Below are 13,329 nucleotides of genomic sequence, written 5' to 3'. Positions count from 1 at the left end.
TGCAGGTCGCGGCCGGACACCGCCCGGACCTCGCCTTCAGCCGACACGGCGTCGCCGGGCCGGTCGGTCCGGGCCCGCTGCAGCACCGACCACCGGGTTGTGGCGCAGCATCCATGCGTGGCGGACGGCGGGCAAGGCGGGCTGGAACACCTGCGGGCTGATGTCTCCAGGGTGCTGCGGACAACGCCCTGGTTACAGCGGTCGGGGGCGTGGAGGGGGCTGGACCGTCTTTTGAGGCAGCCCTGGAACGCCTGCGGACCAGCAAACAGACATTACGCACTTTGAGGATCTTCCGGGTGAGCGGGGTGGGGGCGGGGCGTGACATCCTCTTCGGCACCGGAGGGCGACAGCTGTCAACTGTCCTCTGTTCACCGGTATTTGCGGCCAGTAGCACTTCTCTGCCCAGCCGCCGGACCCCGTTCGCGGGTCGGCGGCCCGGGCACACCTGTCAGGGAGGATCCCCCGTCGTGTCCACGCACCACCCCGGCGCGAGCGCGCCCCAGTCCGAGCCGGCGCGCACCGCGGCCCGCCCGCTCGGCTCCGCGCAGATCTGCGGCATCACCGTCTTCCCTCTCCTGGGCGCCGGCCTCGCCCTGGCCGGCATGCCCGTCGACGACGTGCTCACCCTGCTCGCCGGGTGCGGCGCGATCGGCGCGGCCACCATCGCCGTCGCCGGCGGCGGCCGGCGCCTGCTCACCGGGCTCGGTGCCGCCGCCCGCGCGGCCGCGGGCACCGAGCCCGGTACCAAGTAGGAGACCGCCGCGATGACTTCGCCCACCCGCGCCGGACGCACCGTACGCCGCGCCGGCCTTCACCACACCAAGCTCGTCGTCCTCCTGGCCGTGCTCAAGGACCACTGCGGCCTCACATTCGCCGAGCTGGCCGCCCGCACCGCCGACCTCGAGGACACCACCGCTGTCTCCGCGAGCACACTCAAGCGCGCGGCGGCCCCCCGCACCGTGCCCCAGGAGCACGTCGTCACCGCCTACGTCCGTGCCTGCGGCGCCACCCCCGAGGACGAGCGGGACGCGCTGAAGCTGTGGCGGGCCGCCCGCGCCGAAGACCGCGGCATCCTCGCCACCCTGCAGGCCCCGTCCGTGACCAGCATCCGCACCCACGCCGACCTCGCCGCCGCCCTCGCCGCCGCTTATGAACGCGCCGGTGCCCCGCCCCTGCGCGTCGTGCAGGACCGGGCCACCACCGACGAAGCCGACGGCGCCCTGCTGCTGCCGCTGACCACCGCCTGGCGCATCACCCGCCGCGAGGGCCAGGGCCCCGTCAACTGGACCCAGTGCGAAGCATTCCTGCGCGCCTGCGGCATCAACCCCCGCCGTATGCGCCCCTGGCAGGAGGCATTCACGCGCGCCCATGCCTCCGGCCAGACCGAGCGCGCCGCGAAGGCCGCCACCACCCCTCCCGCGCCCGCCCCCCGCCGGTGGGACAAGCAGAAGCACTGGACTCAGTCCGCACCCGTTTCCGGGCGCTTCCGGTGGGTCGAGCATCTGTCCACCACTCCGATCGGCGACGCCGCCCGGTTCACCTCGTTCCGCCCCGCCACCACCGGCCCCGAAGCGCGCGCCGCCGCGGACCACGGCGACCAGCAGCAGGCTGTCACCCGAATCTTCGACGGCCTCACCCCCGCCGACCGGCACTCCGTCCTCGCCGCTGGCCTCGCCCACTTGGCGACCACCCACTCCTTCACCACCCAGGCCCGCCGCAACGGCACCGCACCCGACACCGGCATCGACGCCATCACCCTCCACGACGACGGGGTGATCCACCTGGTCGAGTACAAGCGCTTCACCGACCCCTCCGCCCCTCCCGGCACCGGCAGCGCACCGTCGCCCGCCCTGCCCAAGCCGCCCGCTCCCGGACACGGCCCCGCCCGTGCGCGCCGCATGCAACAGACCCAACCCGCCTGACCCACCGTCCCCGAAGACGCAGCCCGTCACATGGCCGGCGGGCGAGGTGCGTCCTCCTCGCGGGAAGCCGTTCGGAGTCGGGCCGACGAGGAGGTCACCGATCACCCCTCGCCCCTGCCGACCGAGCGGCGCCCCCAACCGCAGGTCAGCTGCCCGCCACCGTCCGGGTGAGGCACACCTCTCCGGCTTCTACCAAGGCCCGGCGCAGCTGTTCCGCTTGGGCGGGCCGCTCGGCTGCGGGCAGGGCGACGGCGGCCTGGAGCAGGGTCCGGGCGTGCCGGCGGACGTCGGCGTCGTACTGGCACGGTGTCCGGCTCGACGCAGCCGCCGGGTTGGTGGACGAGCCTGCCCCGCCGGCTGTTCTCGGCGCTGACGGCGGCCTCGCCCTCGACCGGGTGGCGCACACCGCGCACACGAGCGGACCGCTTGGCCGGCGGCGCCGGGACGGGCGGGGCGCCCTTCTTCGGCTTCCGCGCCGCCCGCGTGTCAGTGGCGCCGTCCGCCTGGCGGACCGTCACCTCGGAGGCCGGCGCCAGATCGTACGAGGAAAGGCGGGGCGTAGCGGTGTAGGTCTGCCCGGCACGCCCACGGCGCTTGCTCAAGGGAACCCTCCCTGCTCGACGAGAGCCCAGCTCCGACCATTCGCCCGGCAGGCGACCTTCGCCCCGTGCGGGCGGGTGTCCCGCTCTCCCGCCCCGCGCTCAGAACCCCCGCCCACGTGCGCAATGGGGCGCGTCTTGCAGCGCTCGACCAGCCGGCGGCGTCCTTCGATGCTCAATGGGGCGTTGGCGTGGCTCATGCGTCCATCGCGTGGGAGCGGTCCACCAGGTCAGTCATCGCCTGTTGGAACTCGTGGCGTTTCTTGTCGCTCCAGCCTGTGGTCAGCTGAACGAAGATGTCCTCCTGCCAGCGATGTGCTTGGCCGAGCATGGCCCGGCCCGCGGGGGTGAGTGATGCTTCGCGTCGTCGACCGTCGGCCGGAGACGCCGCCATGGCCAGATAGCTGGCTTCTGTGGCGCTCTTGATCAACCGTGAAGCGCCGCTCTGGTCGATCCCGATCTCGTCCGCGATCGCGTTCACGGTTGCAGGGGCCCCGCGCTGGCTGAGCGCATGGGTCGCCTCGCAGACCAGCACGAGTCGCCCCTGCTCACCACCTGCGTCCGCTGTGACGGATCGGCGTGCCCAGTGTCGGACGAAGTGGAACAGGACCTGTCCCGGGCCTTGGTCTGTCATTCGGTCGCTGCCAGCTCGCGGCAGATGTAGGCCAGCTCGAGAGCGGCCTTGAGGTCTGGCAGCCTCAGCGCAGCCGTGATCTTCCCGCCGGAGGCGCGGAATACCGTCGCTACCCGCGTGGGCTTTGCGCTCTCGGGCCAGGTGGCGTCCTCCTCGACTACCATCAGGCGCTCGCTGACCGGGTGCCAGGACAGAGGGGTCAGCTTGATCCCCGAACGCTCCACCCACTCAGCGAACTGCGCAGGCGTGATCGGGCCCGCGCCTTTCGGCCCCAGGACAACGACTGGATCACCGACCGCGCCCGCCGACCGCTGCAGGTCGCCAGCGTTGACGCTGGTGTGCAACTCGTTGATTACTGCTTCAAGGCTTGCATCCATACCCGGAACTATATGCGATCCGCATACATTTCCAGTCGGGTGGGCGCGACGACAACCTCCTGCCCCGCAACAACTAGCCGGCGGCTTACGGCCGGGAGCACGGAGGCGCCGGGGCGAAGCGCGCCGTCAGAGACGGCCGGCCGTGATCGCGAAGGTCAGCAGTGCCAGGGACAGGGTGGCACTGCCGGCGAAGGCTACGGCACCGCGCAGCACGGCGGTGGCATAGGTTGCTCCGTCGATCCGGGCAAGCAGGCCGGCCGCTGCTCCTACGAGCATGCAGAAGAGCGTGAGGACCGTCAGGAGCAGGGCCAGGAGCATCAGGTGGGTGGGTGAGGTCATGTTTCTTCCCGAGTTGATCGGACGGTGGTGACTTCGGTCAATTTCGCGGTTCTGGTGTTCACCGGGGTTCGGGTCGAACAAAGTTGAACGAAGACGGTCGCCGGAGGGACGGAGCAGGCAGGACGTGGGGGAAGTGCACGAAGATCCGTTGTCGGATCTCGGGCTACGGCTGCGCACGCTCAGCGCGCAGCGTGGGCTGCAGAGAGGTGGGCTGGAAGCGCGGGCCGGGTTGGGGCGGACAACGGTCAGCCAGGCGCTGAACGGCAAGGTGGTGCCGTCCGAGACCACGCTGGTGGCCCTCGCCAGGGCGTTGAGCACAGATGTGAGGCCGTTACTGGCCCTACGCGAGGCTGCTGTGCGGCGGCGGGCTGCTGGCCAGGCTCGGGGTGACGCTCGCGAGTGGCCCAGGTGGCTGGTGCGCGACGTCCGTGATCCTTTCGACCTGGAGGTCCAGCGGGCGATCGACGTCTGCGGCGATGACGGATCCAGCGCTTTGCCCGTGCTGCCGGTTTACGTGGAGCGCGAACATGATGAGCTGCTGCGTGAGTCGGTTCTCGGCGCCGCGCAGGGGCGCAGCGCGCTGGTGACTTTGATCGGTAGTTCTTCCACCGGCAAGACCCGGGCCTGCTGGGAAGCGGTCCGCCTTCTGCCGGGTGAGTGGCGGTTGTGGCATCCGATCGCGCCAAGCCACACCGATGCGGTGCTCGCGGGTCTGCCGGAGGTCAGGCCGCGCACCGTGCTCTGGCTCGACGAGATCCAGCAGTATCTGCTGACCAGTGACCCGGCCGTGGGCGAGCGGGTCGCTGCCGAATTGCGTGAACTGCTGCGTACGCCTGGGCGCGGTCCCGTCCTCGTGCTCGCCACCGCTCACCCAGAGAACTGGGCCCGCCTGACTGCCGCTCCTCCGCCCCGCGATGGCTGCCCCCAGACCCGGGCCCTGCTCACCGGAGTCGGCGTCCGCGCGCGGATCCCGGACGAGTTCGTCTGTGATCCCGCGGCCCTTGAGGAGGCGGCACAGGCCGACCCGCGTGTCGCCGAGGCCTCCGCAGTCGCCGCTGACAGGCGGCTCACCCAGTACCTCGCGGGCGTGCCGGCACTCCTGGAGCGCGTCGAGCACGCCACCGTGATGGCCCGGTGCCTCATCAACGCCGCGGTGCAACTGCGCCGCCTCGGCCACGGTCCGATGCTGCCCTCGCGCGCGCTGAAGGCCACTGCGGTTTCCCTCGCCTCCGACCACGAGTGGGATGAACACGCTCGCCACGGGTGGTTCAAGAGCGCCCTGGAGTACCTTTCCGTCCCGTGCCGGGGCGTCCCCGGCCCGCTGAGCCTGGTCCGGTCCAGGCCCGGCACTCCCCCACCGGGCCAGCCGCTCTACCGGCTGTCCGACTATCTCTTCGAAGTCGGCCGCTACGAACTCCGCCACGACTGCCCGCCCGCGCCGTTCTGGGCAGCCGCCCTGCAGCATGCCCGCACCGACGAGGACCGACGGGCCCTCGCGCGGTCCGCGTACGAGCGAGGGCGGGTACGCGTGTCCGCTTCGGTCCCAGACGGTACGGACCTGTTCGGTCTGTACGACCGCAGCTCCGCCTACCTGCTGGGGCAGGAGGCCGACAGAGCACGCGCGGAAAGCGCTCTGACCAGGATCGACGAGCATCGGGCGTCCGGGGAACTCCAGCGCAATGCCCTCCTCGCCTTCATCTACCGGCGACAGGAAGCACGCCACCTCACGGAAATCGGCGAGCCCGAGCGGGCCGCGGCCGTCTGGCGTGAGCTCGCAGACCAGGGGCACCGGGATGCCTTCGCTCACGTCGGGCACCATCACCTGGAACTCGGCCAGCGGACGGAGGCCGAGCGGTGGCTCCGGCAGGGTGCCGAGGCCGGTGACGACGACGCCATGCAGGCGTTGGTGTTCATGCTCGCCGAGAACGGGCTGTTCGAGGAGGCCGCCGCGTGGACCGAACGGATCACGGGGAACGGGAGCGGGGACAACTACGCCTATTCCCGGCTGGCCTACCGCTATGAACAGGCAGGCAATCTCACACAGGCCAAGATCTACTTCCGCAAAGTGATCGACGCCGGGCTCGTGGACTGCCACCAGGACCTGGTCCGGCTGCACTACCAGGAAGGTGACATCGACGGGGCCCGCCGCCTGTACGCGGAGGCGATCGAGGCCGGCGAGACCACCGGCCCCATGATGCGGGCCGAGAAGCACGGAGAACACGCCGAAGCCGACGAACTTGCTTTCACCGCCCGGGACCACGGCAGCACCGTGGGGCCACTCCGGCTCCTGCTGGTGCATCGGCTGCAGCAGCCGGACACGATCGCCCTCGGAACGGCCCTCGCGCGTACAGCGATCGACACCGGCGATGCCTTCATCGTCAAGGCGGTGGCCAGCAAGCTCTCGGCAGCCGGACACCACCGTGCTGTCGAAGCCCTGCAGCGCATCTTCGACGAGGTCGACGAAAGCATGGACCAGTGAGAGCGCGCGCTGCGAGCCCGACTCCCGCCGGTCTCCCGGCAGGCTTCGGGCGGTCCGGCGTCGTCTGACCCCCACGGCCGTCCCCGTCCGTGACGAGACTGACCCTGCACCGCAAGCGACTTCCCGCCCGGCGTCGTGCCCACGATCCGGCACGCCCCGGTGTTCAACCTCCTGGACGCGCACCGCCGCGCCGGTGACGACCTGCCCGCCTGCGACTTGTACCCGGAGATCGTCCGGGCGCTGAAGTGGGTCCACTCCCAGGACCCCGACGAGGCCGTCCGGCTCGCGTGGCACGCCCTGGAGGAGGTCGCCGGGTACACCGAGACCGAGGGCGGCCCGTCCCGTGAGGGCCGCCGTCCGCTGCCTGCGTTTCTCCCTCACCCAGACCACACCCCCTTCGGCGCATGGTCCGAGGATGATGCGGACCGCTTGGTCAAGGCCGCCCTGATCGAAAGCTGAGGCTATCGGGCCCCGGCCGCCTCCTCCGCGCGAGGGCGCGGCTGGGGCTTTTCTGCGTTCCGAAAAGGTCCATCGGCGGCGGACCGCATCATCAACCACCTCGGGCCGATGCTCGCCCTCCAGCCCCGCAAGCGGTTCGCCAAGGACACCGTGCTCATCGTGGACGGCACCCTGGTCCCGACCCGTGACCACACCATTGCCGAGCGGTCTGGGACGCGCGGGCGGAGGCCGAACTAGGGTGAACGCGCCCGGCCTCCCGGGCCGCCCCGTGGCCGCCGCTGGGAGCGGCAGGCAGGTGAATCTGGCAGGGCGCTTGCCGGAATCGCGTTGGCCAGCCCTGCCGATGGCTGGCTCCGCAAGTGGCCTAGAGCATGACCGGCGTTGGAGTCGGCTTTGTCGAACTGATCAGGCTTTCTTGATACTTGTGAGGTGCATTTTCGAAATCCATCTGGTTTATGGGGTGATGGGCGTAGAATCGGATGCTGCCGACGCGGCTTGCTGACGTCGGCTGCGCACCGCTCTGGCTACATGGAACTGCATGCCGCAGGGTTCGAACTGAGGCATGAAGAGCGGCTGGCACCCGTCGTCGACGGGAGTTCGGTCCCCTGGGGATCCGACTGACCAGCAGCTCGCCTGGGACCGTGGAACGCCGGTCGGCACGGGACATCGCGGAGACATGAGCCGCTGGTGAGAGCGTGACGGCGCTCGCCGCCCCCTGTGGACGGCGCGCAGTGGAGGGAGTGGCTCACGCCCTGCCCGCAGGTATTTCCTGCTGCGCGCGATGCCCAGGAGGGCAAGATCGTGACTTCTTCGTTCGACGACTTCGACGGCCTGGACGGGCAGGAGCCCGACGATGGCCTGCCGCCCCTGCTGCGCCGCCCCGAGCCGGTCGCGGACCCGCTGCCGGTGACCAAGCTCCGCGGCACCCGTAAGGAGCTGCTCGACAACCCCGACGCCTCGCTGGACGAGGCCGCGGCGAACGCCATCACCGCGGGTGCGGTGGACCCGGCGCGGCTGCAGGCGCTCGTGGCCGGTAAGCCGATCAACCTGCTGACGGCCAAGCCGGTCGTCGGCGGGATGCTGTACGCGACCCCGCCGCACTACCGCTACCTCGACCTCGACTTCCTGCCGGACTTCATCAACCAGCGGTGGGCGGACCAGCTGCACACGGCCATGGACGTGGCGCCGTCCACGTCGGTGGTGCCGGTGTACGAAACCGCGACCGATCCGAAGACCGGCAAGCCGCTCGCGGTCTTCACGGTGCACATGCCGAATCGCAAGGCGCTGGCCAAGGCGGTCGCCGAGAGCATGCGCCAGACGTACAAGGCTCAGAACGGCAAGAACGTCTACACCTCGAGTGTGCTCCAGCAGGGCGTGAAGGAGCCTCTGACACTGTTCGTGATGCGCGTCGTGTACGACGACGGCACCGAGGACACCTTCCTGGTCGCGGGCGACGGCAACAGCCGGATGGTGAGCATGTGGCTGGCTCGCACCGGCGGCGACATCGAGAAGGCTATCTCGTCCTGCACCGCCTCCGTCATCGGTTCGACGGAGCGGTCCGGCGGGCGCAGCCGCGCGGAGCAGGCGGCCGCGCGGCGGCGGGTGGGCGAGCTGACGGCGCGGACCCGTAAGAACCTGGCGGCGCCCACGCTGACCGAGGCGACCCGCCGCGAGGGCCACACGCTGGCCTTCCCCGCCACCGTCGTGGTCGGTGCGCAGGCGGACGGGGGTGGGCCGCTGGCGGACCTGGTGGCGGCGAGGGACGACCTGCTGGCCACCCTGCACGTCCGCGTCACCCCCTGGACGGACGGGGCGCAGAGCACGCAGGGCATGCAGCGGGTCTACCGGCACGCCCTGCGCGAGGGCCTGACCACCCCGGACGTGCACCGGGTGCTGTCGGGCACGGTGGGTACGCAGGCCATGCACGAGCTGCTCGGGGTGCCGGCGCACCGGCTGTGGTCGGCCGCCGTCCACCAGCACGCGGTGCTCGCCGGACCGCACGCGGACGCCATGAACCGGCTGATCAAGCAGGAATTCGGGATGGTCCAGGCCCGCCGGCAGCCGATCAGCGAGCGGCTGGCGCCCATGGTGCTGTCGGCCTACCGCAGCAAGGAGGGCATCGAGCAGCCGCTGCGGGCCTTCGGCAACGGCGGCACGATCACCGACCGGGTGTGGAAGCAGCCGTGGGAGCTGACCAAGGGCGACGATGTCTTCGGGGTGCTCGACGACATCCTCAAGCGTGCCCTGGCCGGCGAGGAGGGCGCCGTCGCGCAGCTGACCGTACTCGGCGGGACCGCCGCGATCCTCGACGGGTACATCACGCGGGACCGCGGCTCGAAGGAGGGCACCGACCGCGACAGCTACAAGGCGCCCTTCCGGGCGACGCCGGTGAAGCTCCTGACGCTGCTGTCGAAGACCTCCGGCGGGCTGCGGATGCTGCACTCCATCGCCGTCGCCCACGTCGCCGCCGACCCGGCCGTGCTGCCGAAACTGTTCCACACCCAGGAGCGCGAGGTGGACGGCATGGTGGTCCACGACGGCGATCCCGTGCGCGACGGCACCGGCGAGCAGGAGATCCTCGACTACGAGTGGGACCTCGTCCACGCCGCCGACCCGGCCCACGCCCTGGCCACCATCGCCAAGAACCGCGCGGAGGCCAAGGCCAGGACGGACGGCACGTCGGCGCAACCGGAGGCCGAGGACGCGCGGCAGCGCTGGCTCCTTGACCAGGGCATCAAGGGCGCGGCCAAGGCCGGGCGGGCTCTGGCCCGTATGAGCCAGAAGCGCGGCAACCAGGTCTTCGGCGCCTTCGAGGCCGTCAAGGCGCTGCGGGTGCAGCTGGGCAATCTCGAAGAGATCCTCATGCAGTTCGGGCCGGCCGATCCCTCGATCTTCGTGGTCGACGAGGACGAGGAGGACGACGCGTGAGCACGGCTCCGACGCTGCCGGCGGCGATCGGCCAGGCGCTCCGGCCGGTCCTGCGACTGCTGGGCCCGGTGCTCGCCGTCCCCGCGACCGCACAGGGCCGCGGGGGCTCGCCGGTGGTGGTGTGCCGGGCCAGCCCGGCCGTGGTACGCCGCCGGGTGGCCGCGAGCTGCGCGGTGTACGTCGCGTGGGACAACCGCCGCGGGTGCCGGTACGTGGGCAGCGTGTGCCGCCAGGGACCGGGTGCGGTCGGCGACCGGCTGGCCGAGCATTACGACCATCGCACGGCCGGGGCGTCCCGGCGGACCTCCTGGTGCCTGCTGACCGTGCTCCCGCTGTCGGAGGGGACCCCCCTGGAGGCGGTCCGCGTCGCCGAGGGGTGGACGGCCCGGCTGCTGAACCCGGCGGACGGATCCGCTCACCCGCGCGTCGACCTCACGCAGACGCCTGCTGAACTGGTCTTCCGGCTCGTCCAGCAGGCGCAGTTCTGACGCTTCAAGGGCTGTCGACCGGCTCCGCGAGCTCCGAGCAACCCAGGCCATTGTGACGCAGATCACAAAAAGGATCCGAGGTGCGTTGTCGGATCGGGCCCGTGCCGGGACCGAGAGGAGAAGGATTTTCCCCGACAAGGAGACGCTCATGGCCACCGAAGACCCGACGCCTACGCCCAGTCACACCATGGTCGAGGATGACGGCTCTGTCCACACCGACCTGGCGGAGCGGATCAGCCAGTTCAACTGGGACTCGCATACCGGCGCGGCAGTCACAGCCTTGTTCCCGGCCCACTGGAGCGAGAACACCGGCGATACCGTTACCCTCCGGCAGGACGGAAGTGTCGCTGTCGACGTGGACGGCACGTTCGAACTGCCGAAGCCGTTCAACCGTGTCGCCTCTCCCATGATGATCACCACCACCACCGGCATGGCGGTGCTCAAGGCCGGCCACCCGGCCAACCGGACCATCGAGTCCGGGTTCCGGGCTTTGAACATCCCGGTCCCCGACGTGATCCAGGCACTGAGCGCCCGCGAAGCCGCCCTCGCCGGCGACGGATCCACAATCCACTCCTTCAGGTCGGAGGTGCTGGGGCTGTGGAGCGGATGGAATGAGCCGGTCTCCACCGCCTTGCTCGGCAACTGGGCGGACCCTCTCTACGACCAAGGTCACCTCACCCCTGACGCGCTGAAGAAGCTGAAGTCAGAGGCCAAGGTCATCAACCGGCAGCTCACCCCGGTCTGGCGCCACAAGGTCAACCAGGCGCGGCTGCTGCTGCTCGACACCCCGCTCGGCGACGGACTGGCCCTGTACGACCTGGTCCCCGCACAGATCACCCCCGGCGCCGAAGTCGAAGCCGGCTTCGATGACCCGCGCCTGATCGAGATCCTGGAGGCCCTCTCCCCGGCCGAGCGAGCGGTGACTCTCGCCCTCGCCGCCCCCGGGGTCACCACCTGGGCTGAAGCGGCCATGGCCGCTGGTGCTGCGCAGCCGAAGCGCCGGGGCGAGCAGGTCCGCCGGAAAGTGAAAGGGCTCGCTGCGCGCATCACCGGCCGCTCTCTGGAGGCCGAGACGAGCATGGTGAGCGGACGATGAGCGCCCTCAACCCCGTCCCGGCCCGCCCGGCCCGGCGCCGGGAGGTGGTGCTGCGGATCGCCCTGCCCAGCATTCCGGCCTGCACCGCGACACTCGGCACCGGCAGCGTCGGCGCGGCCCTGGTCCACGGCACCGTCCCAGCAGCCTCCCCCCTCGTGTGGCCGCTCGTGGTCCTCGCCCTCGGCGCGATGGCGTACGACGTCGGGCTCCGTGCCCTGCCCTCCGCACCGGCCGACCTCGCTGCCGGACGGCAGCGAGGTCCTTCTCGGCCTGGGTGAGTGCGGCCCGCCCGCGCCTACCGCCCTGGGCCTGACGCTCGCGAGCTGGGCCTTGACCACGCTGCGCCCGGCCCAGCTTGTACCGGGCGCGCGTGACCGTCGCCTCGACGACGCGGGCCTCGACCTCAACGAGGCGCGCCCGCTCAGCCCGCCCGGGCGGCGCGGCGCTCACACCCGGCTGCCCGAGTGGCACCGGTGGCCTCCCGCTGCGGGCGCCGGCCGGGCGGAATGCCGACTTCGCAGGCGAGGATGGATCCCGCATTCACCGCTGGGGCCTGGGCGGGGCCGGGTGCTCTCCGAACGCATGGTCAAGGTGGACAGCGAGCAGGGCAGCGGCGGCTACCGGGGCGCCAGAGCGGCGGAGAGAGTTGGTCAGTTCCTCCTCCGCGCCGGGGGGTGACCCGGACCCCGGTGCCACAGGTCACCATCACCTCCAACAAACCGTTCGCGGGCTGGACCCTGGACGCAAACGGCGAACGTCGCGCTGCTGAAGCGGGTCCGGGCCGTCCACCGTGCCCCTACGGCCGACTACCTTGCCGAGCGCGGTGACCTCGCCGCCGAGGCCGGGCAACTGGCCCACCTCTTCCGTGACCCCTCCAAGAACAGATCGACCAGGTCGGCAGGCTACTGCTCGTCCTCGGCATGCAACTGGTCCACCACCGCACACGCATGGGCTGAGCCTGACGCCAGGCGTAGTTCTGGTCGATGTCCGAGGAGGCACCGGCAACGGCGGAACGGGCTTGGGAAGGCAATTCTGGTTGCCGTCCGCCCGTCTGCCCGGCATGCTCCGAGCGTGAATACTCCCTCCGACCTGCTCCCTGTTATCTACGCCGACGAATCCTCGAACTCCGGGCAAAACCTTCTCGATCCCCATCAGCCGGTGTTCACGCTGGCTGGGGTGCATCTGCCCGATGAGCTGGCCGCGTCGATCGTAGATGAGGTCCGGTCCCAACTTCCTTCCACCCAGGGTGAGCCTAAGTACGGTTCTCTCGCCCGGTCGTCGGGAGGCCGGAGGGCTTTGAGGCGGGCCTTTGAGAGCATGCCCGAAGGAAGCGTTCGCAGTTATCTGATGGACAAGCGGTTCATGGTGGTCACTAAGCTGGTCGACGTTCTGGTGGAGCCGCTGGCCGATGCGGACGGTCTCAACCTGTATGAGGACCAGGGCGGTCTGGCCTTGGCTGAGTTGCTGCGCATGGCCGGCCCAGTCCTCGGCGACGCTGCGGCCTTTCACCAGATGCTCCAGGTCTTCGTCGACTGGGTGCGTCAGCGGGTGGCGACCGACGACTTCTTCACCGCCATAGCCGCCTACAAGGCGTCGATCCCGGAGGAGCACACGGACTTCGCCGGATGGATCGAGCTGCTGGAATACTGCCGGGAAGTGGCCGACGAGACCGCCGCCGACCTCGCGACCGGCGAACAGCGCGACATCCTCGACCCGGCGGTACCGGCGCTGTACTGCCTCTGCACCAGCTTCGGTGAAGGTGTCGGGCGGTTCCGTCTCGTCCATGACACTTCAAAGGTGATCGACCGGAACGCGACACTTCTGCGCATGGTGCATCTTCTCCCGGACCTCGCCCGCCCCGGCCGCTTCAACGACCCGCTCCCGGCCGTACAGATCGACTTCGCGGACAGCACCGGGTCTGTCAATCGAATGGTGTAACGAGGTGGTTGGGGTTACTGGCGGGCTGCGGAGAGGCGGCCGTCGAAGGTGATGTCGAAGGCGTTCAAGG

General features: G+C 70.5%; 12 protein-coding genes and 2 pseudogenes. 11 read left to right on the top strand and 3 right to left on the bottom strand.

Annotated features, from left to right (window positions below):
- The first annotated feature begins 467 nt into the window (after positions 1-467).
- The gene (locus ACWEFL_RS35605; RefSeq protein ID WP_451721161.1) at positions 468-752 is read left to right on the top strand and encodes a hypothetical protein; all 285 of its coding nucleotides are present in this window, start codon (positions 468-470) and stop codon (positions 750-752) included.
- 12 nt (positions 753-764) lie between these two features.
- Positions 765-1,922 carry a helix-turn-helix domain-containing protein gene (locus ACWEFL_RS35600; RefSeq protein WP_451721159.1) on the top strand — a complete coding sequence of 386 codons (1,158 nt, stop codon included), beginning with the start codon at positions 765-767 and terminating at the stop codon, positions 1,920-1,922.
- Between the two features lie 795 nt (positions 1,923-2,717).
- Here the strand turns inward: ACWEFL_RS35600 and ACWEFL_RS35595 are convergent.
- From ACWEFL_RS35595 to ACWEFL_RS35585, 3 genes are all read right to left on the bottom strand, one after another.
- On the bottom strand, positions 2,718-3,155 hold the full coding sequence (locus ACWEFL_RS35595; protein WP_451721157.1) for a MarR family winged helix-turn-helix transcriptional regulator: 438 nt from the start codon (positions 3,153-3,155) through the stop codon (positions 2,718-2,720).
- Entirely contained in the window at positions 3,152-3,532 is a 381-nt protein-coding gene (locus ACWEFL_RS35590) for a hypothetical protein (RefSeq protein ID WP_451721155.1), read from the bottom strand. Before ACWEFL_RS35590 ends, ACWEFL_RS35595 begins: the two co-directional genes overlap by 4 nt.
- A gap of 126 nt (positions 3,533-3,658) precedes the next feature.
- Positions 3,659-3,871: a hypothetical protein gene (locus ACWEFL_RS35585; RefSeq protein WP_451721154.1), complete on the bottom strand. Its 213-nt coding sequence runs from the start codon at positions 3,869-3,871 to the stop codon at positions 3,659-3,661.
- Positions 3,872-3,995: 124 nt separating this feature from the next.
- Between ACWEFL_RS35585 and ACWEFL_RS35580 the strand changes: the two are divergent.
- From ACWEFL_RS35580 to ACWEFL_RS35540, 9 genes and pseudogenes are all read left to right on the top strand, one after another.
- Positions 3,996-4,187 (top strand): annotated as a pseudogene (locus tag ACWEFL_RS35580) (helix-turn-helix domain-containing protein); the annotation flags it as partial.
- 99 nt (positions 4,188-4,286) lie between these two features.
- Positions 4,287-6,350 (top strand): tetratricopeptide repeat protein, encoded by a 2,064-nt coding sequence (locus tag ACWEFL_RS35575; RefSeq protein ID WP_451721163.1) that lies wholly within the window; start codon positions 4,287-4,289, stop codon positions 6,348-6,350.
- A 159-nt stretch (positions 6,351-6,509) separates the two neighbouring features.
- On the top strand, positions 6,510-6,809 hold the full coding sequence (locus ACWEFL_RS35570) for a hypothetical protein (protein WP_451721152.1): 300 nt from the start codon (positions 6,510-6,512) through the stop codon (positions 6,807-6,809).
- Positions 6,810-6,866: 57 nt separating this feature from the next.
- Positions 6,867-7,019 (top strand): annotated as a pseudogene (locus ACWEFL_RS35565) (IS5/IS1182 family transposase); the annotation flags it as partial.
- A gap of 591 nt (positions 7,020-7,610) precedes the next feature.
- On the top strand, positions 7,611-9,737 hold the full coding sequence (locus ACWEFL_RS35560; RefSeq protein ID WP_451721150.1) for a hypothetical protein: 2,127 nt from the start codon (positions 7,611-7,613) through the stop codon (positions 9,735-9,737).
- On the top strand, positions 9,734-10,225 hold the full coding sequence (locus ACWEFL_RS35555) for a hypothetical protein (RefSeq protein WP_451721148.1): 492 nt from the start codon (positions 9,734-9,736) through the stop codon (positions 10,223-10,225). Before ACWEFL_RS35560 ends, ACWEFL_RS35555 begins: the two co-directional genes overlap by 4 nt.
- A 148-nt stretch (positions 10,226-10,373) precedes the next feature.
- Complete coding sequence (locus ACWEFL_RS35550) at positions 10,374-11,321, top strand: hypothetical protein (RefSeq protein ID WP_451721146.1); 948 nt, start codon at positions 10,374-10,376, stop codon at positions 11,319-11,321.
- Positions 11,318-11,599, top strand: coding sequence for a hypothetical protein (locus tag ACWEFL_RS35545; protein WP_451721144.1), 282 nt, complete (start codon positions 11,318-11,320; stop codon positions 11,597-11,599). Before ACWEFL_RS35550 ends, ACWEFL_RS35545 begins: the two co-directional genes overlap by 4 nt.
- A gap of 793 nt (positions 11,600-12,392) precedes the next feature.
- Positions 12,393-13,259 (top strand): DUF3800 domain-containing protein, encoded by an 867-nt coding sequence (locus tag ACWEFL_RS35540; protein ID WP_451721142.1) that lies wholly within the window; start codon positions 12,393-12,395, stop codon positions 13,257-13,259.
- The last annotated feature ends 70 nt before the right edge of the window (positions 13,260-13,329 follow it).

It is taken from the genome of Streptomyces sp. NPDC004838 (assembly GCF_053600955.1).
Note: the sequence above shows the minus strand (reverse complement) of the source record. Positions and strands in the feature narration are given on the sequence as shown.